Genomic DNA, 26,154 nt, shown 5'->3' with positions numbered 1-26,154 from the left:
GGAGCGAAAGGAGCGGTGGGTCATGGGTGACCTCCTGCTGATCCGTCACGGTGAGACGGAGTGGAGCGCCACCGGGCGGCACACCGGCCGTACCGATCTGCCGCTCACTCCGGACGGCGAGGCGGAGGCGCGGACGCTCGCGCCGTCCTTCGCGGGCCGGTCGTTCGCCTTCGTGCTCAGCAGCCCGCTGCGGCGGGCCCGGCACACGGCCGAGCTGGCCGGGCTGCGGGACGGCGGGACGGACGAGGACCTGTGCGAGTGGGACTACGGCGGGTACGAGGGGCTGACCACGGCCCGGATCCACGAGTCCCGGCCGGACTGGTCGCTGTGGCGCGACGGCGTGCCTCCGCACCCCGACGGGCGGCCGGGCGAGTCCGCCGAGGACGTGGGGCGGCGGGCCGACCGGGTCCTGGCGCGCGTCGCGCCGCTCCTCGCGGGCTCCGGTCAGGACGGTGTGCTGGTGGCGCACGCGCATCTGCTGCGGGTCCTCACCGCCCGGTACCTGGGCCTGCCGGCGTCCGACGGACGGCTGTTCCTGCTGACGACGGCGACGGTCGGCCGGCTGTCGACGGAGCACGGGCTGCCGGTGGTCGCGGGCTGGAACCAGCGCCCCCTCCCCCGCGCGTGACGCCGGGGCCGGGTCCGCTACGGCGACGCCTCCGCCGTCCCGTCCGTGTGGCCGAACGCGAGGTCGAAGATCCGCCGCCACCGGACGGGCGGCACCGACGCGGGGACGCCCGGGCGGTCGCGCGGCACCAGGACCCGCAGCACGCCCGGGCGCAGCGTGCACACGACCGGGGTGGGCATCCGCAGCGCCTCGCCGTCGACCGCCACCGGGATCTCCTCCGTATCGGCCGTCACCTCGACGCGGTGTGCGGTCAGGACGGTGAGGCCCGTGGACTGGGAACCCCGTACGGCCAGGTCGGCGGCCTGCGCCGCGTCCTCCACCCGGATCCCTAGCACTCCCAGCTCGCCGTCGTCGAGGCTGGGCCGGCGGCCGCCGCCGCTGAACTCGTCGGGCGAGACGTACGGGTTGTTGCTGACGAGCAGGGCCTGCTGGGACGAGAGCGGTGTGCCGTCGATCCGCGCGTCGAGCCGTCGCACGCCGTCGCCGAGCAGCAGGTCCGGCATGAGGGCCAGGATCGTGCCCGCCTTGTCGTCGCGGTACTCGGGGCGTTGCACGACGTCGGCGTAGACACCGAAGGACACGGTGTTGACGAAGGGCCGGCCGTCGACGTCGCCGAGGTCGATCCGGAGTTCCTCGCCGTCGGTCAGCGCGTCGAGACACCGCGCCGGGTCGGAGCGGTCGAGACCGAGGTCCATGGCGAGGTGGTTGCGGGTGCCGGCCGAGATCACCAGGAACGGCAGGTCGTGCTCGGCGGCGACCGCCGCGACCAGCGCCTGGGTGCCGTCGCCGCCCGCGACGCCGAGCAGGTCCGCGCCCTCGGCCACGGCCCCGCGGGCCAGCTCGGCGACGTCGGCCGGGGCGGACGGGTCGAGCAGGATCACCCGCGCGCCGAGCCCCTCCGCCCGGTCGACGAGACCGAAGCGGCCGACCTTCCCGCCCCCGGACTTCGGGTTCATGATCAGGACCGGGCGCTTCGGCGGGGGCGCCTGGACCGCCCGCGTCGGCCGGTCCGGACGCGATCTGCGCAGCGCGGCCCGTGCGCAGGCCAGCGTCGCGGCCCAGCACAGGGCGAGGGCCAGCGCCATCGGCCACAGACCGTCGTGGACGAAGAGGACGACGACGCCGACGGGGGCGGCGACCGCGAGGAGCGCCCCGAGGAAGCGCACCGCGCCCCGGTGCGCGACGAACCACCAGATGCCGACGGCGCAGAGGACGAGGCCGAGGAACCCGGCCCCGACCACCAGCAGGCCGCCGTCGCCCAGCGCGAGCAGGAGGACGACCAGCGAACCGACCGCCGCGAGCAGGGCCAGACGCGCGAGCAGCCGCGCGGCCCGTCCTCCGTCAGGGCCCGTCCTGCCCGTTCCGCCCATGGTGTCCGGTCCCCCTTCATGGTGTGCGGCTCGCGATGCTCGACCGCGAGCACGGTCCGAGACACCAGCCTGCACGCACCCGGCCGGTCGGGCATCCCGGCCGGGCCGTGCGGATGAAGGAGGCTCGCCGACGAAGGGGACTCCCCGATGAAGGGGACTCGATCGCGGGAGGCCGGCGGCCGGTCGTCGCCTCCGCTCCGTCAGGCGCGGCAGCGCAGCAGCTCGAAGGGCGGGTTGTCGAGGCAGTCCGCCCAGAAGTCCGCGCCGAACTCGCGGACGCCTGCCTCGGACACCTCCAGGGGGACCCAGGTCAGCTCGCCGAATCCGGCCGCCCGCAGCGAGTCCTCGTAGACCTCGCGTCGCGGGCAGGTGCCGACGAACGAGATCGGCGGGTCGAGCAGCGCCGTGATCCGGACGCGCGGTCCCGTCTCGATCTCCTCGCCGGTCGCCTCGCAGAGGAAGCCGTACTTGGCCGGGGACGGCCCGTCGAAGCGGTAGTCGGGCTTCTGCGCGAGCACGAGGAACTCGCCGCCGGGGTTCAGGCTCCGGTGCACGTTGCGGCACATCCGCTCCATGGCGGCGATGTCCGGGGCGTAGTTGAGCAGCTGGACCCCGAGGGCGATGTCGAAGCGCCGGTCGAGGGCGCGCAGCTCGGACACGTCGCCCACCTCGTAGCGCACGCCCAGCGGCTCGCGGTCCTCGAACCTCTGCGCCGCCGCGACCATCTCGCCCGAGATGTCGATGCCGAGCACCTCGGCGGCGCCGCGCCGCATGAGCTCCCTGCTGTAGAAACCGGTGCCGGAGGCGAGGTCGAGGACCGACCTGCCCTTCACGTCGCCGACGAGGGCCAGGAAGCTGGGCACCTCCCCGTACCGGGTCAACGGCAGGGACTTGAACCCCTCGAACGCCTCGCCGATCTCGTCGTACTGCTGCACGCTCATCGCGCTGTCCTCCCCGGTGCTCGGTCATGTGCCTGGTGGTCCGTCGTGCCCCGGCAGTCTTGCCGGACCGGCGCGGAACCCCGTACTGGCGGAAGCCACGAAGACCGGGGCGGCGCCCTGGCCTCCTCTACGGGAGGCGGAGGTTCCCGGAATCTCCTCCGCGGATTCCTGTTATCCGGCCGCGTCCCCGTGATCTCCCCTGTGTCGACGGTCGACGGCAGCGGAAACGGACAGGGTGATTCAGGGCATGGGCGCACAGCACGGTACGGAACTGGCCAGGGCGGCACAGAGCGGGGACCCGCGGGCACAGGACCGGCTCCTCGCGCTCCACCTGCCCCTCGTCTACAACATCGTGGGCCGGGCGATGAACGGGCACCACGACGTCGACGACGTCGTGCAGGAGACGATGCTGCGGGCGCTCGCCGGGCTCGGCGACCTGCGCTCCCCGGACAGCTTCAGGTCCTGGCTGGTCGCCATCGCCGTGAACGGCGTCCGCGGCCACTGGCACCGGCGGCAGCGGGCCGGCCTCCCCGCGGGCGGCCTCGACGACGCCCGCGAGGTCGCGCAGCCGGGCGCCGACTTCGCCGAGCTCGCCGTGGTCCGGCTGAACCTGTCCGGGCAGCGGCGCGAGACCGCCGAGGCGGGCCGCTGGATGGAGCCGGACGACCGGGAGCTGCTCTCCCTGTGGTGGCTGGAATGCGCCGGTGAGCTGAGCCGCCACGAGGTGGCCTCCGCCCTCCGGCTGTCGCCGCAGCACACCGCGGTGCGGGTCCAGCGGATGAAGGACCGGCTGGAGGCCGCGCGGGTCGTCGTACGGGCCCTGTCGCAGAACCCGCCGTGCCCCGCCCTGCGGTACGAGACCGAGACCTGGGACGGCCGTCCGTCCGCCCTCTGGCGCAAGCGCATAGCCCGGCACGCGCGCGCGTGCGCCCACTGCGCCGGCCTGTGGAGCGGGCTCGTACCGGCGGAGGGGCTGCTCGCCGGGCTGCTCCTGGTGCCCCCGGCCGCGCTGCTCCTCGCGAGCCTCCGGGAACGGGCCGGCTTCGCTGCCGCCGCGGCGACAGCGACAGAGACAGCGCCCATGAGCGCCCGGGCCGCCGTCGCGCGGCACCGCGCCGGGGCCGGGTCCGCCGCCGGTCCCGGTGCCCGGAGCTCCCGCGCCGCCCGTCGGCGGCGTCGGCAGCGGCGGCAGGGCCGCAGGCGCGCCGTCGTCGCGGCGGGCATGGCCGTGGTGGCCGTCACCGGCGGCGCCTTCCTGCTGACCACCGGCCCCGACGAGGGCACGGAGGCCCGGGGCGCGACCCTCGCCGCGACCGCCGGCGCCGGCCGGCCCGCCTCGCAGGAGCCCACCGCATCCCCGACGACCGCCTCCCCTTCGGCCACCCGTTCCCCGGCCGCCCCTTCGCCGACGGCATCCAGGACCGCCCGCAGGACCCCCGGACCCTCGCGCCCCGCGCCGGCCGCCTCCCGCACCTCGCCGCCGGCACCGCCCCGGCCGGCGCGTACGACCGCCCCCACGGCCGCGCCCGCCCCCACCCGCGCGCAGACGACGACCGGTCCCGGCTCCGGCTCCGTCGCGCAGCAGGTGATCGGCCTGGTCAACCAGGAGCGGGCCGAAGCGGGCTGCGGCCCGCTGACCGAGCACCCCCTGCTGGCCAAGGCCGCCCAGGGGCATTCCGACGACATGGCCGCGCGGGACTTCTTCGACCACACCAACCCCGACGGCGACGGCCCCGGCGAGCGGATCACGGCCGCCGGCTACGCGTGGGCGTCGTACGGCGAGAACATCGCGAAGGGCCAGACCACCGCGGCACAGGTGATGGATTCCTGGATGAACAGTCCCGGCCACCGGGCGAACATCCTGAACTGCGGTTTCAAGGAGATCGGCATCGGCCTCCACACCTCCGGCGGCCCCTACTGGACGCAGGCCTTCGGCAGCCGCTGAGGCCGGGGGCCGGTCCCGGCAAGGGCCTCCGGTGTGACAAGTACGACGTCCGACAGGGGGATCTTGACGCTTCCCTGACGCGTGACCACCGATCGGCGGCTCGACGTCTGCTTAGGCTTGCCCGGCCATCCGTACTGATGGCCGAAAATCGACACCCGCCGACACCCCAGGGACACCCGATGGCCACCACAAGCGACGCCCGCTCCGCCCGATTGCGCGCGTGGATGCTGGAAGGGCTGTCCGACATGGGCAAGGGCAAGCCCTCCCGGCCCAAGGAGACGGCGCCGGACGCCGGGCACCAGGGGCAGCGCTGGTGGCGGGTGATGTGCCTGACCGGTGTCGACTACTTCTCGACCCTCGGATACCAGCCCGGCATCGCGGCCCTGGCCGCCGGGCTGCTCTCCCCCATCGCGACGATCGTGCTCGTGATCGTCACCCTGGTGGGCGCGCTGCCCGTCTACCGGCGGGTGGCGGAGGAGAGCCCGCGCGGCGAGGGCTCGATCGCGATGCTGTCGCGGCTGCTGTCCTTCTGGAAGGGCAAGCTCTTCGTCCTCACCCTGCTCGGCTTCGCCGCGACCGACTTCCTGATCACGATCACCCTGTCGGCGGCCGACGCCTCCACCCACCTCGTGGAGAACCCGCACCTGGAATCGGCGCTGCACGACAAGCAGATGATCATCACGCTCGTGTTGATCGCCCTGCTCGGCGCGGTGTTCCTCAAGGGATTCCTGGAGGCGATCGGCGTCGCCGTCGTCCTGGTCGGCATCTACCTCTCGCTCAACGCGGTCGTCGTGGTCACCGGCCTGTGGCACGTGATCACCGAGGGCCATGTCGTCACCGACTGGACCGCCGCCCTGACCGCCGAGCACGGCAACGTCTTCGCCATGGTCGGCGTCGCCCTGCTCGTCTTCCCGAAGCTCGCGCTCGGCCTGTCCGGCTTCGAGACCGGCGTCGCGGTCATGCCCCACGTCCAGGGCGACCCGGGCGACACCGAGGAGAAGCCCGCCGGCCGCATCCGGGACACCAAGAAGCTGCTCACCACGGCCGCGCTGATCATGAGCGTCTTCCTGATCTGCACGAGCTTCATCACCACCGTCCTCATCCCGGCGAAGGAGTTCGAGTCCGGCGGCAACGCCAACGGCCGCGCGCTCGCCTACCTCGCGCACGAGTACCTGGGCAACACCTTCGGCACCGTCTACGACGTCGCCACCATCGCCATCCTCTGGTTCGCCGGCGCCTCCGCCATGGCCGGCCTGCTCAACCTGATGCCCCGCTACCTGCCCAAGTACGGCATGGCCCCGCACTGGGCCCGCGCCGTGCGCCCCATGGTCATCGTCTTCACCCTCGTCGCCTTCCTGGTCACCTGGATCTTCGACGCCGACGTCGACGCGCAGGGCGGCGCCTACGCGACGGGTGTCCTCGTCCTCATCTGCTCGGCCGCCATCGCGGTGACGATCGCCGCCCGCAAGGCCGGGCAGAAGCGCTGGACGATCGGCTTCGCCGCCATCTCCGCCGTCTTCCTCTACACGACCGTCGTCAACGTCATCGAGCGCCCCGACGGCGTGAAGATCGGTGCCTGCTTCATCGCCGGCATCATCCTCATCTCGCTGCTGTCCCGGCTCGGCCGCGCCTTCGAACTGCGCGTCACCCACATCGAGCTCGACGAGATGGCGGAACGCTTCATCCAGGACATCTCCCGCCGCACCCCCCGCTTCATCGCCAACGAACCGGACAAGCGGGACGCCGAGGAGTACCGGGCGAAGAAGGACCAGATCCGTGCCGACAACGACCTCCCCGGCACCGAGGACTTCGTCTTCATCGAGGTGACCGTCACCGACCCCTCCGAGTTCGAGGCCGGACTGACCGTACGCGGCGAGGTCCTCCACGACCGCTACCGCGTCCTGACCGTCGAGTCCTCGTCCATCCCCAACGCCCTCGCCGCCCTCCTCCTCCACGCCCGCGACCTCACCGGCGTCCGCCCGCACATCTACTTCGAGTGGACCGAGGGCAACCCCTTCGCCAACTTCCTCCGCTTCTTCCTCTTCGGGCAGGGCGAGATCGCCCCCGTCACCCGCGAGGTCCTCCGCGAGGCCGAGGCCGACCGCGACCGCCGCCCCCGCGTCCACGTCGGCTGACCGGCGGAGACGAGGAGGGGCCGAAGACGGCGCCGGGCGGTCGTCGACGACGACCGCCCGGCGCTCAGGGCAGCTGGACGATCTGGATCAGATTGCCGCAGGTGTCGTCCAGGACCGCCGTGGTGATCGGGCCCGACTCCGTCGGCTCCTGGGTGAAGCGGACGCCGAGGGCGCGCAGCCGCTCGTACTCGGCCCGGACGTCGTCCACGGCGAAGGAGGTGGCCGGGATGCCGTCCGCGACGAGGGCGCTCGCGTACGCCTTGGCGGCGGGGTGCGCGTCGGGTTCCAGGAGCAGTTCGGTGCCGTCGGGGGTCTCCGGCGAGACGACCGTCAGCCAGCGGTAGTCGCCGAGGGGGACCTCCGCCTTCTTCACGAAGCCCAGCTTCTCGGTGTAGAAGTCGAGGGCCTTGTCCTGGTCGTCGACGAAGACACTGGTCACGTGGATCCGCATGGCGTTCTCCTCGGGGGGGTACGGCCCTGAGCCACCGCGTCACGAGGGGCCCAAGGGGGTCGGGGTCGTCCGCGCCACGTAACCACCTGCCCGCCCGCCCGCGGCGGCCCGACACGCCCCGCGCACGACTCCCCCGGCGCTCTACACCCGCCTGAGGTCGACGTGGCCGCGCAGGGCGGCGAGGCCGAGGGCCAGGAAGAAGTCGCCCCAGACGAGCGCGTGGCGGACGGCCGTGCCCGAGGTCATGTCGTAGCAGCCGTCGCGGAGCATCCCGGCCGGGTGCGGTGTGCCCGGCGGGGTGAGGTGGGTCCGGACGAGGTGGCGGAGGACGTCCTCGGCGCGCGTGCGGTACGTCGCGGCTTCCGGTCCGGGCAGCAGCGCCAGCTTCAGCAGGGCGACCGCGCCGATCACGGCGGCCGAGGTGTCGAGCGGCCCGTCCGGGTACCGGGCGAGGGCGGGCGGAACCAAGGTGCCGGTGAGGAACTCACCTTGCTCCAGAAGCAGTTGTGCGGACTCGTGCAGTCTCTTCGGCCGCCATGCCGGCGTCCGGGCGCGGAGCAGCGCGTCGGCGACGGCCAGGAGCAGCCAGGCCTCGCCCCGGGTCCAGCCGGGCTCCGGTTCGGGGTGGGCCTGCCAGCCGGTCGCCTCGGTGAACTCCCAGGAGGGGCGGGGACGTCCGGTGTCCGAGCCGTCGAGGCAGAGGTCGAGGTGGCGGTGGAGGTGACCGGCCGCCACCGTCTCTCCCCCGGTCCCGGCGGAGGCGAGGAGCGGTACGAGGCCGGGGACCCCGTCCGCGCGGGCGCGGGACCGGGGGCCGCCGAGGGCCGCTCCCCAGGGGACGAGTCCGAGGGCCGGGTCGTACGCGGCGAGCGCGGACCGCGCCGCCCGCGCACGCAGAGGGCCTCCGTCGCCAAGTGCCGTTCCGTACCAGAGGATCAGGCCCCGGGTCGCGGTGTCCGCCTCCGTCCAGGGTGCGAGCCGGGCCGTGCACGCGGCCGCCGCCGCGCGGTCGGCGGGCGCTCCCGTGCGGCGGGCCCGCAGCCAGAGCAGCCCGGCCCAGAACCCGCCCGCCCAGGAGCCCCGGCCGGTCGTGGTCCAGTGCCCGTCGGCGGGGTCCGCGTACAGGGGGAACCGCTCCCCCACCTGCCGCGCCGTCTCGCCGACCCGCCGGAGCACCGTGTCCAACGCCTCGTCTGCCCAATGGAGTTCACGCACGGCCCCTCCGGCGACGGTCCCCGATCGCCCAGGCGAGGGCGACCGCCCCGGCCACGGCGAACTCGGCGGCCACCAGGACCCAGCCGGTCCCGTACCGGCCGCTCTCCGCGAGCCGCCCGAACAGCGGCGGCCCCAGGGCGAATCCGGCGAAGAACCCGGCGGCCACGCGCGCCGATTCCCGCCCGGCGCGGCCCGGGGCGGAACGCTGCATGACGAGGACCATCGAGACGGCGTTGCCGGAGACCGCGAAGACGCCCACCGCGACGGCGGCCGCCCAGACCAGCGCTTCCGCGTACGGGGCGGCGACCAGGAGCGCCGCCGCCCCCACCGCACCGGCCGCGAGCCCTCCCGGCAGCCACTCGGCACGGCCCGGCACGGCGGCCCGCGCCCATCCGATCCGGCCCGCGATGCCCGCCACGCCGAGCACGGCGATCAGCGCGCCCGCCACCGCCGGGCCCATGCCGAGGCGCTGGACGCCGAAGAGCACGAGGTACGTGTTCACGGACGCGATCCCCGCCCCCAGGAAGAGCGAGAACCCGGCCAGCCACACCACCGGCCCGCCCCCTCGCTCCCCCGCCCTCCCCCGCACCGCCCCGGGGTCCGCCACCGGGTCCGCCGGCAGCGTCCGCCACGCCCACGCCGCCGCGAGCAGCGCCGCCCCGGCCGCCGCCCAGACCGCGCCCCGCCAGCCGACGAGACCCGCGGCCGTCGCGAGCGGGAGTCCGGCGACGAAGGCCCCGAGCTGCACCCCGGACTGCTTCGTCCCGGTGACCGCGCCGCGCCGCGCGGCGGGCACGGCGGCCAGGATCGCCTTGTTGGTCGCCGGGTTGGCCAGCGCCTGCGGCACACCGCCGAGCGCGACGGCGGCCAGCAGCAGACCCACACCCGGCGCCGCGCCGATGAGTCCGAGCGCCGCCGCCGAGAGTGCCAGCAGTGCGACCAGGGAGCGGCGCGGGCCGACCCGGTCCACGATGCGGCCGCCCGCGGGCGAGAGCACGGCGGCCGTCCCGAACCCGACGGTCGTCGTCAGCCCCAACTCGGTCTCGGAGACGCCGAGCCGGTCGACGAGGCGGGGCCCGAGCACGCCGAGGAGGTAGAGCTGCATCATCGAGAAGGCCATGGCGACCGTGAGCAGCGCGGTCAGCCCCCGTCCGGCGCCGCCGCTCCGGCCGGCGCCGCCTTCCCGGCCCGCACCGCCGCCCCGCCCGACGCCGTCTTCCCGCCCCGTACCGCCACCCCGGCCGACGCCGCCACCCCGGCCGACGCCGCTTTTCCGGCCCGTACCGCCACCCCGGCCCGCGCCTCCGCCGCGCCCGGGCGACGCCCCCGCTCCGGCCGGAGCCGACGCTCCCTCGGTCCCCACACGCCTCCCCTTCCCGTGACGGCCACGGCCCGAACTCCCCGGCCGTCAGCCGGAGAAGTCGGCCCGCAGGGCACGGGAGTTCCCGGGGCGGTCTTGTGGGACGCGCCACATCTCGCGTAGGCATGTGCCGGACAGGTCGAGGGGGCGGCCGCGGTGGCGAGGCCCGCCCGCACGCCTGCGAAAGGGGTGCAAGGATGGGCGCGCCATGACACCAGGCCGATGTTCCCGAGCCGTGCGCGCCGCGTTGTTCGCGGCCGTCTGCGTGCTGCTCGCGGCCATCGGCCACATCCTCATGTCGGGCCGCGCCGTGCCCGCAGGGACGCTGGGGGCGGCCTTCGTCGGCACGGCGGTGGGCGCGTGGGCCCTGGGCGGGCGTGAACGCGGGCTCCTGGCCGTGACCTCCGCCGCCGTCGCCTTCCAGTCGGTGCTGCACCTGACCTTCTCGCGGTCTCAGGCGTCCGCCGCCGTGCCGGCGACGGGTCACGCCACCATGGACCACGCCGGCATGGCCGGCATGACGATGTCCGGCACCGGCAACGGCGGCCTGACGATGGATCACATGGCTATGGCGCACGCCGCCATGGGCCACGCGGCCATGGGACAGGGCTCCGCGTCCGCCGGCCACGACATGACGGACTCGACCTCCTCGGCCGGCATGCTCGCGGCCCACCTCCTCGCCGCGCTGCTCAGCGGACTCTGGCTCGCGCACGGCGAGCGGGCCGTGTTCCGGCTGCTGCGCACCGTGCCCGCACGGGTCTTCCGGCCGCTGCGGCTGCTCCTCGCGGTGTTTCCCGCCGCCGTGGACCGGCCGCGCGTCCGGCGCGCACGGTCCGGTGGCGGGCGGGTTCCCCGGCGTCTCCTCCTCGCACGCGCGCTGCTCACCAGAGGGCCTCCCCGGGTGATCGCTGTCTTCTGACAGCCGGATCCCCGAGGGCGAAGGGCCCGTTCCTCGCCCCGGGCATCGGCCTGCCCCGCGGCGGGCCGTACGACTCACCGGCGGCGCCCGGTCGGCGCGCCGGACCCCTCTTGCCCCGTAAGGACCTTCAGCGATGACCCGTGCCCGGAACACCCCTGCCCACCACACCCTTGTGAACGCGCGCACAAGCTCTGCGCGCACCCTGCCCTCGCCCGAGAGCGACGCGGCGACGACCCGTCTCGCGCTGGCCGCCCGGGACGGCTCGCCCTCCCAGACCGATCTGTTCGTGCGGGCGCTGCACCGGGACGTCTGGCGGTACGTGGCGTACCTCAGCGCCGACCGGCAGGCGGCGGACGACCTCACCCAGGAGGTCTTCCTGCGGGCGCTCACCGCGCTGCCCCGTTTCGAGGGGCGTTCCTCCGCCCGCACCTGGCTGCTCTCCATCGCCCGCCGCACGGTCGTGGACAGCCTGCGGCGCGCGGCGGCCCGGCCCCGGCTCTCGGACCAGGACGACTGGCAGACGGCCGCGGAACGGGCGCAGCCCTGCGGGCTCCCCGGCTTCGAGGACGGCATCGCCCTCGCGGAACTCCTCGCGGCCGTCCCGGCGGAGCGCCGCGAGGCCTTCGTCCTGACCCAGCTCCTCGGCCTCTCCTACGCGGAGGCCGCCGAGGCCACCGGCTGTCCGGTCGGCACGATACGGTCCCGGGTCGCCCGGGCCCGCGCGTCCCTCGTCGCGGCCCTGACCGCCGGCGAGGAGCGGGCTCCGGTCGAGGAGGACTCCGTGCCGGGGCAGCACCGGATGCACGCCTCGCCGGTCCTCGTCTGACCCGGAGAACGACGGAAGAGCCGGCGCCCCGGGGCACCGGCTCTTCCGTGGGTACGGGGATCAGGCGGCGAGCGCCTCCTCCTCCGTCTCGTCGGCGGCGGGGGCGGGCTCGGTGTCCCGCATGACCAGGGTGGCCAGGACGGCCGCCGCGAGGACTCCGACGGCGCTGATGGTGAAGGTGGTGGACATCGAGGAGGCGAAGGCCTCGCGGGCGGCGGCGACCAGTCCGACGTCGCCCCGGGCGGCGGCCAGTGCGCCGCCGATGGACTGCTTGGCCCGCTCGGGGGCGTCGGCGGGCATCTCGGCGGCGAAGGTGCTGGTGAGGAGCGAGCCGAGGATGGCGATGCCGAGGGCGGTGCCGGCCTGCTGGATGGTGTCGTTGAGGGCGGAGCCGACGCCGGCCTTCTCCTCGGGGATGGTGCTCATCAGCGCGCCGACGGCTGCCGGCATCGCGAGGCCGGCACCGAGGCCGAGGAGCCCGAGGGCGACGGCCGGGACGGTGAAGCCGGAGTGCGCGTCGACGGTGGTGAGCAGGGCGAAGGAGGCGGCCATGACGAGCATGCCGGCGAGGATCAGGAGCCGGTTGCCGATCCTGGCGGCGAGGCCGGCGCCTGCGCCGTTGCCGATGAGGGCGGCGACGGCGAGCGGCACGAAGGCGAGACCGGCCTTGACGGGCGAGTAGCCGAGGACGAACTGCAGGTACTGGGTGAGGACGAGGAGCAGTCCGCCGTTGCCGATCTGCACGAGGGTCAGCGAGAGCGAACCGCCGCTGAAGTTGCGGTGCTTGAAGAGGACGAGCGGCACCATCGGCTCGGGGGTGACGTTCTCCCAGATCACGAACCCGCCGAGGGCGACGACGGCGACCGCGAGGGTGATCGGCGAGCGGCCCTCGAAGGCGCCGTGCTGCGGGATCTCGATGATCCACCAGATCAGTGCGGTCATGCCGACGGCGGAGAGGATCGCGCCGAGCGGGTCGGGCTTCCGCCAGGGGCCCTTGGACTCGGGCATCAGGGTGAGGGCGGCGAGGACGGCGAGGGCGACGACCGGGACGTTGATGAAGAAGATCGAGTGCCAGGAGAAGTGGTCGATCAGGACGCCGCCGAGGACGGGGCTGCCGACGAGGCCGAGCATGGACACGGAGCCCCAGGCGGCCATGGCGCGGGGCCGCTCGTCCTCGTCGAAGACGGTGATGAGGAGGGAGAGCGTCGAGGGCATGATCAGCGCGCCGCCGACGCCCATGGTGACGCGGGCGGCGATGACCTCGCCGGGGCTGGTGCAGACGGTGGCGGCGAGTGAGGCCGCGCCGAACAGCAGCAGGCCGACGACCATGACCCTCCGGCGGCCGAAGCGGTCGCCGAGGCTTCCCGAGGTGAGCAGGAGTCCCGCGAAGACCAGGATGTAGGAGTCCAGGATCCACTGGACGTCCTGGGCGCTCGCGCCGATGTCCCCGGTCATGGACGGGACGGCGACGGTGAGCGCCATGCTGTCGACGACCAGCACCAGGGTGCTGAGGCAGAGCACGACCAGGATCCACCAGCGGCGTGGATTGCGGGTTTCCATCGGGAGTTCCCCCTCGGGTCTCGTTCGCGCCCCTGGGAGCGCCCTTCGATGCGAACACTGTACGCAGCTGCGCACACTGTTCGCAAGGCCGGAGAGCTGTACGCTGAATGCGCACGACGTACGCAGTGAATGAGCAGCGAAGGAGGACCATGGCCGCCAAGGCGAACCCCGTCCCGTCCGTATGGGCCCGCGAGCAGTCCGCCCCCGACCAGCCCGCGCTCAGCCGGGCCGCGATCGTGCGCGAGGCGGTCGCCATGCTCGACGCCGACGGCATCGAGGCGCTCAGCATGCGCAAGCTCGGCGCCCGCCTGAACGCCGGCGCGACCTCCCTCTACCGCCACGTCGCCACCAAGGACGAGCTGATGGAGCTCGCCGTGGACGAGGTCGCGGGCGAGATCACCGTCCCGCCCGCGGGCAGCCCCTGGCGGGCCGCCGCCACCGAGGCCGCCGGGTCCTTCCGCGCGACGGCCCTGCGCCATCCCTGGCTCTCGTCGACCCTGGGGCAGGCGGGCCTCGCCTATCTGGGCCCCAACCTGATGTCGTACTCGGAGCGGCTCGCCGCCCTGTTCACGGCCGCCGGGTTCCCCGAGCCGAGCCGCGCGATCGACACCCTCCTGTCGTACGTCATCGGCATGAGCACCACGGAGGCCGCCTGGCTCACCACGGTCGCCCGCTCCGGGGAGACCGAGGCCGGGTTCATCGCCCGGCTCATGCCCGCCGCGCAGCAGGCGGCGGCCGGCCACGACCACCTCGCCGCCGCCTACGACGAGGCCGCCGCCCACGCGGTGGTCGACCCGGTCGCCATCCGGGACGCCAAGTTCGCCTACGGCCTGGACGTGGTCCTGGACGGCCTGGAGATGCGGCTCCCGCGCTGACCGGGCGCCGGTCCCGGCGCCGGCGCGTCGACACGCGACACGCGGCGGTCGGCGGTCGGCGGTCGGCGGTCGGCGGTCAGTCGTGCCAGGGCTCCCCGGTCACCTCGTGGTCGGCGCGGCTGATCGCCTCGACGACCAGGCGCTTCAGATGGCCGTCCGGCATCGCGTACACGACCCGGCGGCCGTCCTTGCGGGAGGTGACGAGGCCGCCGAGGCGCAGCTTGGCGAGGTGCTGGCTGACGGCGGGGCGCGCCGCCCCGCACGCCTCGGTGAGGGCGGTGACATCGGCCTCGCCCCGGGTGAGCAGCCACACCAGATGGAGCCGGGTGGGGTCGGAGAGCAGGCCGAACACCTCGGCCGCCGCCGCGAGTTCGCGCGGCCCCGGGGTCCGCTCGTGCGGGCGGGAGGGGGCGGCTGCGGGGTCTACGGGCTCGGCCATGGGCCCACCGTACCCAGGAAGCGGATGTGGGGGCGCCCGTCGGGTCCCGGCCGGGTCACGGCGGCGCGGACCCCGTAGACCTCGGCGATCAGCTCCTCGGTGAGGACCTCCTCCGGCGGGCCGCCCGCCACCACCCGGCCCCGGGCCAGGACCACGAGCCGGTCGCAGTACATGGCCGCGAGGTTGAGGTCGTGCAGGGCGACGACGGCGGTGAGGCGGAGGTCCGCGACGAGGGCCAGGAGGTCCAGCTGGTGCTGGATGTCGAGGTGGTTGGTGGGCTCGTCGAGGAGGAGTTCGCGCGGCTCCTGGGCGAGGGCGCGGGCGATCTGGACGCGCTGGCGCTCGCCGCCGGAGAGGGTGCGCCAGGGCTGCCGGGCGCGGTCGGTGAGCCCGGTCCGTTCGAGGGCGGTGCGGACGGCGGTCTCGTCCGCCGCCGAGGGCGGCGTCCAGGCCCTGCGGTGCGGGATGCGGCCGAGGCGTACGACGTCGGCGACCGTCAGGTCGGTCTGGGTGTCGGCCTGCTGCTCGACCGTGGCGAGGCGCCGGGCGACCGTGCGGCGGCCGAGCCCGTCCAGCGGGTCGCCGTCGAGGGTGACGACTCCGGAGTCGGGGGCGAGGACGCCGGCGAGCAGGCGCAGGAGGGTGGACTTGCCCGAACCGTTGGGCCCGAGCAGCCCGGTGACGGTGCCGGGGGCCAGGGCGAGGCTGACCCCGTCGAGGACGAGGGTGCCGCCGGCCGTGCGCGAGACCCGCTCGGCGCGGAGTCCGGCGCTCGCGGCGAGGTCGGCGGAGGCGGTCATCGGGCGCTCCTGGTGCGGTACAGGACGAGGACGAAGGCCGGTACGCCGATCAGCGAGGTCACCACGCCCACCGGCACCTCCTGCGGTTCGAGGACCGTGCGGGCGAGCGTGTCGGCCCAGACGAGGAACACCGCCCCGGCCAGGGCGGTCACCGGCAGCAGACGGGCGTGCCCGGGGCCGGCGAGCGCGCGGGCGGCGTGCGGCAGGACGAGGCCGACGAAGCCGATCGCGCCGGCGGCGGAGACCAGGGCGGCCGTCAGGAGGGCGGTGACGCACAGCAGGACGAGCCGGGTCCGGACGACGGCGACGCCGAGCGAGGCGGCGGCCTCCTCGCCGAAGGCGAAGGCGTCCAGGGTCCGCGCGTGTCCGCCGCAGATCAGCAGGGCCGCCGCGAGGACGGCGAGGCACACCCACACCTCGTTCCAGCCGGCCCCGGAGAGCGAGCCGAGCAGCCAGAAGAGGACGCCCCGGGTGGTCTCGGCGTCGGCGGCGGTCATCACGACGAAGGAGGTGAGGGCGGAGAAGAGCTGCATCGCGGCGACGCCCGCGAGGACCACCCGGTCCGTGGAGCCGCCGAGGGTGTGACTGAGCAGCAGCACGAGCGCGAAGGAGACCACCGCCCCCAGGAACGCCCCGCCGGTGACGGAGAGGACGCCGCCGCCGACGCCGAGGACGACGACCGCGACCGCGCCGGTCGAGGCGCCGGAGGAGACGCCCAGGACGAAGGGGTCGGCGAGCGGATTGCGCAGGAGCGACTGCATCACCGCCCCGCAGACGGCGAGTCCGGCGCCGCAGACGGCGGCGAGGAGGGTACGGGGCAGCCGCAGGTCCCAGACGATCCCGTCGCGGATCGGCGAGAGCTCCGAGGCGCCGCCGCCGAGGTGGGCGGCGATCACGGACCCGGCCTCGCCGACGCCGATGTCCGCCGGGCCGATGGTGACGGCCACGGCCACGGACAGCCCGAGCAGCGCGAGTCCGGCCGCCGCCCACAGGAACACCGTGGCGGACGCGGCCCCTTGCCGGGTGGTGCTCACTTCGCGAGACCGTACGAGCGGAGCGCGGCCGCCACCTTCTCGATGCCCTCGACGGTGCGGAGGCCGGGGTTGAGCGCCTGGCCGCTGAGCAGGACGTACCGCTTGTGCTTCACCGCCGCCATGTTCCGGGTGACGGGGTCGGACTCCAGGAACTCGATCTTCTTGGCGGCGCTCTCGGCGGACTGCGCGCGGCGGGTCAGGTCGCCGAGCACGAGGACGTCGGGGTCGCGGTCCGCGACGGTCTCCCAGTTGATCTGGGGCCACTCCTCGCGGGTGTCGTCGAAGACGTTCTTCGCCCCGAGCGCGTTCGTGACGATCCCGGGCGCTCCGCAACAGCCCGCCATGTAGGGCGACTTGGAGTCCGAGTACCAGTAGAGGACGGTGGCGTCGGTGAAGTCGGCCGCCGCCGTGGCCTTCGCCACCCGCGCCTTGAGCCCGGCCACGAGCTTCTCGCCGCGCTCGGGGACCGCGAACACCCGGGCCAGGTCGCGGATCTCGCCGTAGACGGTCTCCATGGTGAGGGGGCGGGTGCGGACTCCGTCGCCGTCGCCGCTGTTGTCCTTGCCGACGCAGTCGGTGGGCGAGAGGTACGTGGGGACGCCGAGCTGCTCGAAGCGCTCGCGGGGCGCCACCCCGCCCTTGCCGAGGGTGTACCCGAACGAGGCGGCCGCGAAGTCGGGTTCGGTGTCGAGGACCTTCTCGAAGGAGGGGTAGCGGTCGGCCAGGCGCGGCACCTTCGCGTTCTCCTTCTCCAGCCCCTCGAGCACCGGGTCCGTCCAGGTCGCGGTGCCCACCATGCGGTCGGCGAGGCCGAGGGAGAGCATGATCTCCGCCGCCCCCTGGTCGAGGGCGACGGCCCGGCGCGGGGCGCGGTCGACGCGGACCGGCCGTCCGCAGTTGTCGTCGAGGGTGACGGGATGGCCGTGCTGAGGGGCGCTCTTCCCGGACGGTGCGGAGGACCCTCCGCCGCAGCCGGTCACCGTCGCGGTGAGGAGCAGGACGCCGGCCAGGGCGAGCACGGCGGAGCGGACGGGGTGTGCGAGCGGCACGGGAACTTCCTCTGCGGCCACGGCTCATACGCGGAGCCTGTCGTACGGTCCTCCCCGGACGGCAGCGTGCCGCCGGGGCCGCCAGCAGGTCTTCGGACTCGGGGTCGGCCGGACGGAGCGCCTTCCCGGGCCCGTCGTGCCGCCCAGTGGCCGATGCTCCGCCCGTCGCCCTCACCGCTGCGCGTCAGTTCCGGTCTTCCACCGGATTCCCTGACCCGTGCACGTACCCGTTCAGGTGCGTACAAAGGTGCGACTGGCCTCGGCACAGTACCACCGGGCGGCGACCGCGCTCCGGGGCCCGGCCGGTGTCAGGCGCGCAGCTCCCTGGCCTCGAAGCGGCCGTCGCCGAGGACCAGGACGAAGGAGACCTGCTGCCCCTCGGAGACCGTCCGCCTCTCGTTCTCGATGTCCTCGGCGCGGAAGTACACCTGCTCCTCGGAGCCCAGGGGGACGACGAAGCCGTACCCGCCGAGACGGTTGAAGGACCGCACGATCCCTTTGCTTCTGCCTTCCACGGCGACCTCCTCGTCGTCATCGGCGACGCGGTCGGGCGTGTCCGGCCCCGGGTGGCCGTGTCCGCGCCTCAGGGGAGGTGTACCCCGCACGGCCACCCTTCGCCACCGCCGCGGGCCGGGCGCACCACCCCCGATGATCTAGTACAATATTCAACAGAGGTCCGTTGCCGAAGATCCCCCGTTTCCGGCAGCGGGCCTCACCCCTTTCGTCAGCGCGCGTCCGGCCGGACCCAGACCGTGCCGCGGGCCTCGTACTCCAGCATGGCCTCCAGGCCGTTCGCCGCTTCGGGGCCGAGCTCCCGGCGGACCAGCCAGAGGGCGAGCTCCAGGCCCGAGGTGACGCCGCCGGCGGTCACCAGGTCGCCGTCGTCCACCACGCGCGCCCCCTTCAGGACACCGCCCTGCCGCTCCAGGTCCGGCCGGGCCTTGTGGTGGGTGGTGCAGGGGCGGCCCCGGGTGAGTCCGGCGGCGGAGAGCAGCATGACGCCGGTGCACAGGGCGCTGACGGTGAGCCCCGGCCGGGCCGCCGCCGCGAGGGCGCGGGGCAGGGTGCCCCGGTCGATCTCGGCCCAGACGCCGGGGCTGTCCCGGCGCGCGTAGCCGCCGCCCGGCACGACGAGGAGGTCGGCCTCGCGCGGGGCCCAGGGGTGGTCGACACGGACCTCCGTGCCGAAGGCGGCGGTGACGGTGCCGGGTCCGTCGACGGAGACGTACCGGACGTCCACCGGACGCTCGGAGAAGAACCCCGAGGCGGAGAGCACCTCGTAGGGGGCTGCGAAGTCGAGCTCCTCGACGCCGTCGAAGAGGACGAGGTGCACCCGGAGCGGGCGGCGCGCGGACGCGCCGGCGGCGGTGGCACCGGTTCCCGTGACGCCCGCGAGGGCGCCCGTGGCGCCGAGGGCGGTGGTGGCGCGGAGCAGGTTGCGGCGGTTCATGGTTCTCCCCCAGGGGGTGGAAGGGCCCGACGGTTCTGTCACGCCGAGGCAGTCGGCCGCCGCCGCTTCCCGGTTCCCCGCCCCCTCCGGGCTCCGCGCCCGGCCGGGTCAGACCCCGCCGGGGTACGCGATCCGCGCCGGCTCCCGCGCCGGCGTCGGCTCCTGCTCCTGCTCCCGCTCCCGCTCCCGCTCCCGCGAGGCTCCGCCTCAGGCCCCGCCCGGGTACGCGATCCGCGCCGTGATCCTGGCGATGCGCCGCGCCGACTCCTCCGGCGGGCCCACCGGCTGGACGATGTGGCTGACGGTGAGCCGCACGATCGTCTCGACGGCGAGGCCGCGGGACTCCTCGTCGACGTCGGGCCAGGCCTCGGTCGCGTACGCGTCGAGCATCGCCATCGCCGTGCCGAAGACCGGTTCCGCGCGGGTGGTGAGGTAGGCGAGGAGATCGTCCTCGCCGCCGCGCGCCGCGAGCAGGACGCCCTTGATGAGGGGGTTGTCCACGGCCTGCTGGAGCGTGTAGCCGACGCCCGCCGCGGCCGCCGCCTCCAACTGCCCGCGATGGGCGTCCAGTTCACGCTGGATGCCGAGCAGGAAGCCCTCGACCTCGCGCTGCACCAGGGCCTGCCCGATGGCCTCCTTCGAGCCGAACTCGTTGTAGAGCGTCTGACGGCTGATGCCGGCGGCCCGCGCGATGCCGGCCATGCGCAGCCCGCCCCAGCCGTCGGCGGCGACGAGCCGGTAGGCGGCGTCGAGCACCTGCTCGCGCAGGAGGGACCGAACACTCTCGCGGAAACGTGTCATCGTGCCCCCACTTTATCCACCGGTCCCCGCCCAGAGCATTGACGCCCCAGGGGGAATCCGTCTATCAACTGGACAGTAGGCATGTGAAGTGTCCATCTCCCCGAGGAGCCGGCCTTGGCCCTGCACAGCGACTCCCCCGAAACCCCCGCCCCCTGGCGCGATCCCAAGCGCTGGCTCTGGCTGTTCGGCCTGCTCATCCCGGCCTTCCCCTTCCTCTCCTGGGGGCTGGTGAACGCCACCGGGCTCCGGCTCTTCTGGTGGACCGGGATCCTCGTCCTGTACGTGCTCTTCCCGGTCGTCGACCACCTGATCGGCAAGGACTCCGCCAACCCGCCGGACAGCGCGATCGCCCACCTGGAAAAGGACCGCTACTACCGGTGGTGCACCTACGCCTACCTCCCCCTCCAGTACGCCGGGCTCGTCCTCGGCTGCTGGCTGATCACCCGGGGCGACCTCGCCCTCGTGGACCGGATCGGGCTGACGTTCACCCTCGGCGGCGTCGCCGGCATCGCCATCAACACCGCCCACGAACTGGGGCACAAGACCGAGACCCTGGAGCGCAGGCTCTCCCGGATCGCGCTCGCCCAGACCTGGTACGGCCACTTCTACGTCGAGCACAACCACGGCCACCACATCCGCGTCGCCACCCCCGAGGACCCGGCGAGCGCCCGGCTCGGCGAGAGCTTCTGGCGCTTCCTGCCCCGGACCGTCCTCGGCAGCCTCACCTCGGCCTGGCGCCTGGAGAAGCGCCGGCTCGAACGCCGGGGCCGGTCGGTGTGGAGCCCGCGCAACACGGTCCTCGGCTCCTGGGCCCTGTCGTTCGCGCTCTTCACGGCACTCGCGCTCGCCTTCGGACCGGGCGTCCTTCCGTACCTCGCGGTCCAGGCGGTCTTCGGCTTCTGCCTGCTCGAAGTCATCAACTACACCGAGCACTACGGCCTCAAGCGGGAGCTCACCGCGAGCGGCCGGTACGAGCGCTGCGCCCCGCGCCACAGCTGGAACAGCGACAACATCGCCTCGAACGTCTTCCTGTACCACCTCCAGCGGCACAGCGACCACCACGCCAACCCCACCCGGCGCTACCAGTCGCTGCGCCACTTCGACGAGGCCCCCGAGATGCCGACGGGATACGCGGGGATGATCGTGCTCGCGTACGTACCGCCGCTCTGGCGCCGCGTCATGGACCGCCGGGTCCTCGCCCACTACGGCGGGGACGTGACCCGCGCGAACCTCCAGCCCTCCCGCCGGGCCCGCCTCCTCGCCCGGTACGGCACGACGGCCGGGTGAGCACCGGCCGCCCCGGCGCGAAGTGCCGCCGGGGCGGCCGGAGTACGGGGGAAAACGGGGTACAGGCGGGGGCCCGGCTCGTACAATCAATACCAATCAGTCGGTTTGATACCGTCGAGTGGCACGGCGCGGCAGGGCGCGGACCGCTGCCGCCGAGACGCTCGGCGCCACGGGGGAGCCTGGGTGACCAAACAGGAGCGGGCCGCACGGACCCGCGACGCGCTCGTCAAGTCCGCGGCCAGGGAGTTCGAGCAGCACGGCTACGCCCTGGCCACCCTGTCCGCGATCAGCGCGGGAGCGGGCGTGAGCCCCGGCGCGCTCCACTTCCACTTCGAGAACAAGGCGGCGGTCGCCGCCGCCGTCCAGGACGAGGCCTCCACCGTCCTGCGCCGGACCGCCCGGATCGTGTACGGACAGCGGTCGAACGCCCTGCAGAACCTCGCCGACACCTCGCACGCGCTGGCCCGCCTGCTCCGCGACGACGTCGTCGTCCGCGCCGGCTTCCGCCTCAGCTGCGCCGAAGACGCCCGCACGGAGCTCAACCCGCGCCAGGAATGGCAGAGTTGCGTACAGCAGCGGCTCGCGGAAGCGGCCGACGAGGGCCTCCTCGCCGCCGGCGCCGGGCGCCACCAGGACCTCGCCCGCGCGATCGTGGCCGCCACGGTCGGCCTGGAGACCCTCGGCCGGGACAACGGCGAATGGCTGTCGCCCAGGACCGTCACGGCCCTGTGGCGCACGCTGTTCCCGATGCTGACGGACCCGGAGTCGCTCGCCGGACTCGAACCCGCGGGCAGTCAGAGCTTGTAGCCGCCCGAGACGTCCACGCACTGGCCCGTGATCCACCGCGCGTCGTCGGAGACGAGGAAGGCGACCACGTCCGCGATGTCGGCCGGCGTCCCGAGCCTGCCCAGGACCGAGTGGGCCGCGAGGGCGGCGCTCGCCTCCGGCGTCGTGCGGCGGTGCGCGTTCATGTCCGTCGCGACATAGCCGGGGGCCACGGAGTTCACGGTGATCCCCCGGGGCGCCAGCTCCTTCGCGAGGGCCGGGGTCATCGTGTCGACGGCCCCCTTGGTCATCACGTAGGTGACGGATTCGGGGAAGGCGCGCTTCGTCGCCGCCGAGGAGATGTTGACGATCCGGCCGCCGTCGCTCAGGCGGTCCAGGCCCCGCTGCACGAGGAAGAGCGGGGCCTTGACGTTGATCGCGAAGAGCCGGTCGAAGACCTCGCCGGTCAACTCGTGGAGCCGGCCCGAGCCGCTCGCCGCCGCGTTGTTGACGAGGATGTCGAAACCCGGACCGGCGCCCTGCTCCGCGAGGCCCGCGTCCAGGGCGGCGTAGAACGTGTCCACGGCGTCCGGCCTCCCCAGGTCCGCGTGGAACGGGAAGGCCCGGCCGCCCGCCTCCTCGATGGTCTCCACCGTCTCGCGGGCGGCCGCCCCGTTGCTGCCGTAGTGCACCGCCACCAGGGCGCCGTCCCTGGCCAGCCGCTCCGCGATGCCTCTCCCGATGCCACGGCTCGCCCCGGTGACGACCGCGGTCCTTCCCGCCAATGCGGACATGTCGGTGGTGTCTTCTTTCCGTTCGGAGGTTCTGCGCGGAGGTTCTGCGCGGAGACGTTCCGCGCCAGGAGGGACGGGCCGCCTCAGGAGGGGACGGGCAGGTCCCGGTACCACGGCAGGTGGTCCGCGATCGTCGCGGCGAAACCCGGCCCCGGGTCGCAGCCCCACTCCCGCCAGGGCCGGTCGTCCGCGAACCAGTGGTCGCCGGCGAGCATGGCGAGGTGGTGCTGCGCGAAGGGGAGGTCCGCGAGCAGCGCGCGGGCCTCGGCGATGTCCACCGCGGGGCCCCGGGCCCCGGGCCGCCCGGCGAGGAGCGCCTCACCGGCCGCGAGCAGTTCCGCCACCGGGACCGGCTCCGGGTGGTTGACGTAACAGGGGCCCGGCCGCGTCCCCGGGAAGAGCGCCGCGCCGAGCAGCGCCCCCGCCAGGCTGTCCACGTCGATCATGGAGTGCAGCGAGGAGCCGCCGTCGAGCGGGCCGGGCAGGGCGGCGAGCAGCCGGACGATGCCGGGCATCAGCTGCCGGTCGCCCGTGCCGTACACGAGGTGGGGCCGCAGGACCGTCCCGCCCGCGTCGAGGACGTACCGCTCCCCCGCCGCCCGGGTGCGGCTGGTCGCCGAGCCCGGGGCGAGCGGCAGGGTGCCGGGGGCCGCGGCCCGGAAGGGTCCGCGGCCGTGGACGGAGGCGGTGCTCAGGGAGACGATCCGGGTCACCCCGGCGCGTACGGCCGCGTCGACCAGGACCCGGGTCCCCTCGTCGTTGACCGCGCGGGCCAGGTCCTCGTCCGCGCCGATCGCCGAGGCGCAGTGGATCAGGACGTCGACGCCCTCGCAGGCGCGGCGCAGGGAGTCGGGGTCGCGGAGGTCGCCCGGGACGGTCTCCGTCCCCGGGCCGGCCGGCGGGTCGAGCGGGCGACGGGCGAGCAGCCGTACGTGCGCGGGCTCGGCCGCGGCCCGCGCCGTGTCCGCCGCACCCGCCGCGTCCGCCGCCTTCGCCGCCACCCGGCCGCCGATGAATCCGGTCGCGCCGGTGATGAGAATGCGTGGCCCCATGGTTCCGTTCCGGTTCGGTTCAGCCCGTCAGACGGGTGCCGAGGCCGGCTCCGGCCACCGCCAGGTCCCGGGACGGGGAAGTGAGCGTACAGAGGAAGACGGGTTCCCCGTCCTGCAGGCCGCTGATCCGGACGGTGGTGGCCCCGGGGGCGGAGCCGGGCACGATCTCGGCCTCTATCCAGCAGGGGCTGTCGAGTTCGGCGTACCGCGCGAAGGAGACGTCCAGGTCGGTCGGCAGGCACGTCCCGCCGCCGAGGGCCGCCGTCGCCGCCTGCCGGGCGGCCTCGACGAGCAGCATGCCGGGCACGTGGTCGTTCGGGCGCCGGAAGAGGGTCGGGTGGGCGGTGTTGACGCGCAGCCGCCACTGGCCGGGGCGGGTCCCCGGGGCCAGGACGACGTCCTCGCCGCGCTCGCGGCCCACCAGCTCCGGGGCCACGCACGGCATCAGCGGGACGGGACGGCCGAGCACGGCCATCCGCTCGCCCCGGATCCTGCGGTACGCGAGGGCCGAGGTGCAGCGGGTCCGGCTGCCGCCGGTGGCGAGGTGCCGGCCGTCACGGGTGAGCACCACGCTGGTGTTCATGCTGCGGAGGACCCCGCGGCGGATGTCGAGGTCGGCGCAGAGGACGTCGAGGGTGACCTCCGAGGAGAGGCCGTCCACGGCGAGCATCTCGGCGTCGGCCGTGTAGTGGAGGCCCCACATGACGAACTGATCCTCGACGGGTACCCCGAATTCGGCATGAGCGAGGAGCATGGTGGTCTGGCGTATCGTCTCGGCCACCAGTACGGGGTCGTGGCGGTCCCCGGCCACAGGAGAGAAGAAGGGATGTACGGCAGGCCAGCGTGCGGAGACGGAGAAACGGTCCTCGGTCAGCCGGGTCCACCCCGTGGGGAAGATGTCCGCGGGATCCGATCGGTGAACGAACTCCCCGGGGACGTGTGTCGTCGCTCCTGGAGCGTTCTGATCCATGGATCCCCCTCGCGTCCCCGCGCCCCAGGGCGGCATGTCCGCCCGGCCTAGAGTACGTACAGCGCGGTTTTCTTTTCAATGCTTCACGTCATACCACGAGCACAGACAGCGATACAGCGGGAGGCGCCTTGGCGCAGCAAGCGCGTGCAATCAAGACCCGTCAGGCGATCCTGCAATCGGCCGCGGCCGTCTTCGCCGAGCGGGGCTACGAGCGCACGACCATCGGAGAGATCCTGGTGCGCGCCGGGGTGACCAAGGGGGCTCTGTACTTCCACTTCGCCTCCAAGGAAGACCTCGCCCTCGGCGTGCTCGACGCCCAGATGCTCGACGTGCCCCTGGCACCGCAGGAGATAAGGCTCCAGGAGCTCGCGGACCAGGCCTTCCTGCTCGCCCACCGGCTGCAGCGCGACCCGCTCGTGCAGGCGAGCGTCGCCCTCGCCCTGGACAGCGGTGCCACCAGCATCGACCGGGTCGCCCCGTTCCAGGCGTGGATCGACCAGCTCTCGGAGATCCTGATGGTGTCGAAGGCGCGCGGCGAGCTGCTCCCCCACGTCGACGTGACGGACACGGCCTCGCTGTTCTCGGGTGCCTACTCCGGGGTGCAGGCGATGTCCCAGATCCTGTGCGACCGCACCGACCTGCTCCATCGCGTCTCGGTCCTCCTCCAGCACTTCATGCCGAGCATCTGCACGCCGGCACTGCTGACCGGGCTCCGGCTGACCGAGGAGTACGCGCGGGTGCTCGGCGCCGAGTACGAGGCGAACCGGCGCCGCAGGGACGAGCTGAGCGCCGTGGAGACGCAAGGCTGAGAAAACCGACCAGCCGGTTCTTCGAGCGCCCCGACGCAGAACAGCGTCGGGGCGCTCTGGCGTCATGGCACTGAGTGTGTTTTGCTGAGGGTACTCAGTGCCAAAAGCGTCTAGGGGAGCTCCACATCATGGGTAAGGACTTCGACCTGTATCGGCCCTCCGAGGAGCACGACATGCTCCGGGAGTCGGTGCGTGCCCTCGCGGAGGCGAAGATCGCCCCGTTCGCGGCGGCGGTGGACGAGGAGGGCCGGTTCCCGCAGGAGGCCCTGGACGCGCTGGTCGCCAACGACCTGCACGCGGTGCACGTCCCCGAGACCTACGGCGGCGCCGGCGCCGACGCGCTCGCCACGGTGATCGTGATCGAGGAGGTCGCGCGCGCGTGCGGCTCCTCCTCGCTGATCCCGGCCGTCAACAAGCTGGGCTCGCTGCCGGTCATCCTCTCCGGCTCGGAGGAGCTCAAGCGCAAGTACCTCGGCCCCCTGGCCAAGGGCGACGCGATGTTCTCCTACTGCCTGTCCGAGCCCGACGCGGGCTCCGACGCGGCCGGCATGAAGACCCGCGCGGTCCGCGACGGCGACTTCTGGGTCCTCAACGGCGTCAAGCGGTGGATCACCAACGCCGGCGTCTCCGAGTACTACACCGTGATGGCCGTCACCGACCCCGACAAGCGCTCCAAGGG

At 73.9% G+C, this 26,154-nt stretch carries 26 protein-coding genes and 1 riboswitch; of the genes, 10 read left to right on the top strand and 16 right to left on the bottom strand.

Going from position 1 to position 26,154, the window contains the following annotated elements:
• The first annotated feature begins 22 nt into the window (after positions 1-22).
• Positions 23-628, top strand: a complete 606-nt coding sequence (locus ACFYUS_RS36580) for a histidine phosphatase family protein (protein WP_388862174.1) — start codon at positions 23-25, stop codon at positions 626-628.
• A 17-nt stretch (positions 629-645) separates the two neighbouring features.
• Here ACFYUS_RS36580 and ACFYUS_RS36575 read toward each other — a convergent pair whose 3' ends face one another.
• Together ACFYUS_RS36575 and ACFYUS_RS36570 are read right to left on the bottom strand one after the other, a co-directional pair.
• Entirely contained in the window at positions 646-1,998 is a 1,353-nt protein-coding gene (locus tag ACFYUS_RS36575) for a diacylglycerol/lipid kinase family protein (protein ID WP_388862172.1), read from the bottom strand.
• Between the two features lie 200 nt (positions 1,999-2,198).
• Positions 2,199-2,939, bottom strand: a complete 741-nt coding sequence (locus ACFYUS_RS36570) for a class I SAM-dependent methyltransferase (protein ID WP_388862170.1) — start codon at positions 2,937-2,939, stop codon at positions 2,199-2,201.
• Positions 2,940-3,186: 247 nt separating this feature from the next.
• On the opposite strand from ACFYUS_RS36570, the gene ACFYUS_RS36565 reads away from it, so the two are divergent.
• Entirely contained in the window at positions 3,187-4,884 is a 1,698-nt protein-coding gene (locus tag ACFYUS_RS36565; RefSeq protein WP_388862168.1) for a sigma-70 family RNA polymerase sigma factor, read from the top strand.
• 179 nt (positions 4,885-5,063) lie between these two features.
• Positions 5,064-7,019, top strand: a complete 1,956-nt coding sequence (locus ACFYUS_RS36560; protein ID WP_388862166.1) for an amino acid transporter — start codon at positions 5,064-5,066, stop codon at positions 7,017-7,019.
• Positions 7,020-7,083: 64 nt separating this feature from the next.
• Here ACFYUS_RS36560 and ACFYUS_RS36555 read toward each other — a convergent pair whose 3' ends face one another.
• The 3 genes from ACFYUS_RS36555 to ACFYUS_RS36545 form a co-directional block, all read right to left on the bottom strand.
• The gene (locus ACFYUS_RS36555; RefSeq protein WP_388862164.1) at positions 7,084-7,470 is read right to left on the bottom strand and encodes a VOC family protein; all 387 of its coding nucleotides are present in this window, start codon (positions 7,468-7,470) and stop codon (positions 7,084-7,086) included.
• 141 nt (positions 7,471-7,611) lie between these two features.
• Complete coding sequence (locus tag ACFYUS_RS36550) at positions 7,612-8,685, bottom strand: sugar ABC transporter permease (protein ID WP_388862162.1); 1,074 nt, start codon at positions 8,683-8,685, stop codon at positions 7,612-7,614.
• Positions 8,678-10,048, bottom strand: a complete 1,371-nt coding sequence (locus tag ACFYUS_RS36545; RefSeq protein WP_388862160.1) for a nitrate/nitrite transporter — start codon at positions 10,046-10,048, stop codon at positions 8,678-8,680. The genes ACFYUS_RS36550 and ACFYUS_RS36545 overlap by 8 nt, the downstream gene beginning before the upstream one ends.
• 232 nt (positions 10,049-10,280) lie before the next feature.
• Between ACFYUS_RS36545 and ACFYUS_RS36540 the strand changes: the two genes are divergently transcribed.
• Together ACFYUS_RS36540 and ACFYUS_RS36535 are read left to right on the top strand one after the other, a co-directional pair.
• A complete protein-coding gene (locus ACFYUS_RS36540; RefSeq protein ID WP_388862158.1) occupies positions 10,281-10,964 on the top strand; it encodes a hypothetical protein in 684 nt (227 codons plus the stop codon).
• A gap of 133 nt (positions 10,965-11,097) precedes the next feature.
• Positions 11,098-11,790, top strand: coding sequence for a sigma-70 family RNA polymerase sigma factor (locus tag ACFYUS_RS36535; RefSeq protein WP_388862156.1), 693 nt, complete (start codon positions 11,098-11,100; stop codon positions 11,788-11,790).
• Positions 11,791-11,850: 60 nt separating this feature from the next.
• On the opposite strand, the gene ACFYUS_RS36530 is transcribed toward ACFYUS_RS36535, so the two are convergent.
• Positions 11,851-13,350 carry an MFS transporter gene (locus ACFYUS_RS36530; protein WP_388862154.1) on the bottom strand — a complete coding sequence of 500 codons (1,500 nt, stop codon included), beginning with the start codon at positions 13,348-13,350 and terminating at the stop codon, positions 11,851-11,853.
• A gap of 149 nt (positions 13,351-13,499) precedes the next feature.
• Here ACFYUS_RS36530 and ACFYUS_RS36525 point away from each other — a divergent pair, with 149 nt between their 5' ends.
• On the top strand, positions 13,500-14,225 hold the full coding sequence (locus ACFYUS_RS36525; protein ID WP_388862152.1) for a TetR/AcrR family transcriptional regulator C-terminal domain-containing protein: 726 nt from the start codon (positions 13,500-13,502) through the stop codon (positions 14,223-14,225).
• Between the two features lie 76 nt (positions 14,226-14,301).
• Here ACFYUS_RS36525 and ACFYUS_RS36520 read toward each other — a convergent pair whose 3' ends face one another.
• The 7 genes from ACFYUS_RS36520 to ACFYUS_RS36490 form a co-directional block, all read right to left on the bottom strand.
• Positions 14,302-14,664, bottom strand: a complete 363-nt coding sequence (locus ACFYUS_RS36520) for an ArsR/SmtB family transcription factor (RefSeq protein WP_388862150.1) — start codon at positions 14,662-14,664, stop codon at positions 14,302-14,304.
• On the bottom strand, positions 14,649-15,464 hold the full coding sequence (locus ACFYUS_RS36515; RefSeq protein WP_388862148.1) for an ABC transporter ATP-binding protein: 816 nt from the start codon (positions 15,462-15,464) through the stop codon (positions 14,649-14,651). Before ACFYUS_RS36515 ends, ACFYUS_RS36520 begins: the two co-directional genes overlap by 16 nt.
• On the bottom strand, positions 15,461-16,498 hold the full coding sequence (locus ACFYUS_RS36510; protein ID WP_388862146.1) for a FecCD family ABC transporter permease: 1,038 nt from the start codon (positions 16,496-16,498) through the stop codon (positions 15,461-15,463). The genes ACFYUS_RS36515 and ACFYUS_RS36510 overlap by 4 nt, the downstream gene beginning before the upstream one ends.
• Positions 16,495-17,547: an ABC transporter substrate-binding protein gene (locus ACFYUS_RS36505; protein WP_388862144.1), complete on the bottom strand. Its 1,053-nt coding sequence runs from the start codon at positions 17,545-17,547 to the stop codon at positions 16,495-16,497. Before ACFYUS_RS36505 ends, ACFYUS_RS36510 begins: the two co-directional genes overlap by 4 nt.
• An 86-nt stretch (positions 17,548-17,633) precedes the next feature.
• Positions 17,634-17,759, bottom strand: a riboswitch (cobalamin riboswitch).
• Positions 17,760-17,855: 96 nt separating this feature from the next.
• On the bottom strand, positions 17,856-18,062 hold the full coding sequence (locus ACFYUS_RS36500; RefSeq protein ID WP_388862142.1) for a cold-shock protein: 207 nt from the start codon (positions 18,060-18,062) through the stop codon (positions 17,856-17,858).
• 209 nt (positions 18,063-18,271) lie between these two features.
• On the bottom strand, positions 18,272-18,997 hold the full coding sequence (locus ACFYUS_RS36495) for a DJ-1/PfpI family protein (RefSeq protein WP_388862140.1): 726 nt from the start codon (positions 18,995-18,997) through the stop codon (positions 18,272-18,274).
• Between the two features lie 207 nt (positions 18,998-19,204).
• Positions 19,205-19,798 carry a TetR family transcriptional regulator gene (locus tag ACFYUS_RS36490; protein ID WP_388862138.1) on the bottom strand — a complete coding sequence of 198 codons (594 nt, stop codon included), beginning with the start codon at positions 19,796-19,798 and terminating at the stop codon, positions 19,205-19,207.
• Between the two features lie 114 nt (positions 19,799-19,912).
• Between ACFYUS_RS36490 and ACFYUS_RS36485 the strand changes: the two genes are divergently transcribed.
• Complete coding sequence (locus ACFYUS_RS36485) at positions 19,913-21,085, top strand: alkane 1-monooxygenase (protein WP_388862136.1); 1,173 nt, start codon at positions 19,913-19,915, stop codon at positions 21,083-21,085.
• 183 nt (positions 21,086-21,268) lie between these two features.
• Positions 21,269-21,892 carry a ScbR family autoregulator-binding transcription factor gene (locus ACFYUS_RS36480; protein WP_388862134.1) on the top strand — a complete coding sequence of 208 codons (624 nt, stop codon included), beginning with the start codon at positions 21,269-21,271 and terminating at the stop codon, positions 21,890-21,892.
• Here ACFYUS_RS36480 and ACFYUS_RS36475 read toward each other — a convergent pair.
• From ACFYUS_RS36475 to ACFYUS_RS36465, 3 genes are all read right to left on the bottom strand, one after another.
• The gene (locus tag ACFYUS_RS36475; protein WP_388862132.1) at positions 21,880-22,644 is read right to left on the bottom strand and encodes a glucose 1-dehydrogenase; all 765 of its coding nucleotides are present in this window, start codon (positions 22,642-22,644) and stop codon (positions 21,880-21,882) included. The genes ACFYUS_RS36480 and ACFYUS_RS36475 overlap by 13 nt on opposite strands.
• An 83-nt stretch (positions 22,645-22,727) precedes the next feature.
• Entirely contained in the window at positions 22,728-23,696 is a 969-nt protein-coding gene (locus ACFYUS_RS36470) for an NAD-dependent epimerase/dehydratase family protein (protein ID WP_388862130.1), read from the bottom strand.
• 19 nt (positions 23,697-23,715) lie between these two features.
• Positions 23,716-24,666: a ScbA/BarX family gamma-butyrolactone biosynthesis protein gene (locus ACFYUS_RS36465; RefSeq protein WP_388862128.1), complete on the bottom strand. Its 951-nt coding sequence runs from the start codon at positions 24,664-24,666 to the stop codon at positions 23,716-23,718.
• Positions 24,667-24,794: 128 nt separating this feature from the next.
• Here ACFYUS_RS36465 and ACFYUS_RS36460 point away from each other — a divergent pair, with 128 nt between their 5' ends.
• A complete protein-coding gene (locus ACFYUS_RS36460) occupies positions 24,795-25,475 on the top strand; it encodes a ScbR family autoregulator-binding transcription factor (protein ID WP_388862126.1) in 681 nt (226 codons plus the stop codon).
• 128 nt (positions 25,476-25,603) lie between these two features.
• Positions 25,604-26,154, top strand: a 551-nt coding sequence (locus ACFYUS_RS36455) for an acyl-CoA dehydrogenase family protein (RefSeq protein WP_388862124.1), incomplete at its 3' end; no start/stop codon positions are given.

This window comes from Streptomyces sp. NPDC004284 (assembly GCF_042874035.1).
In the GTDB taxonomy this organism is placed as follows: domain Bacteria; phylum Actinomycetota; class Actinomycetes; order Streptomycetales; family Streptomycetaceae; genus Streptomyces.
This window is presented reverse-complemented; position numbering and strand designations above follow the sequence as displayed.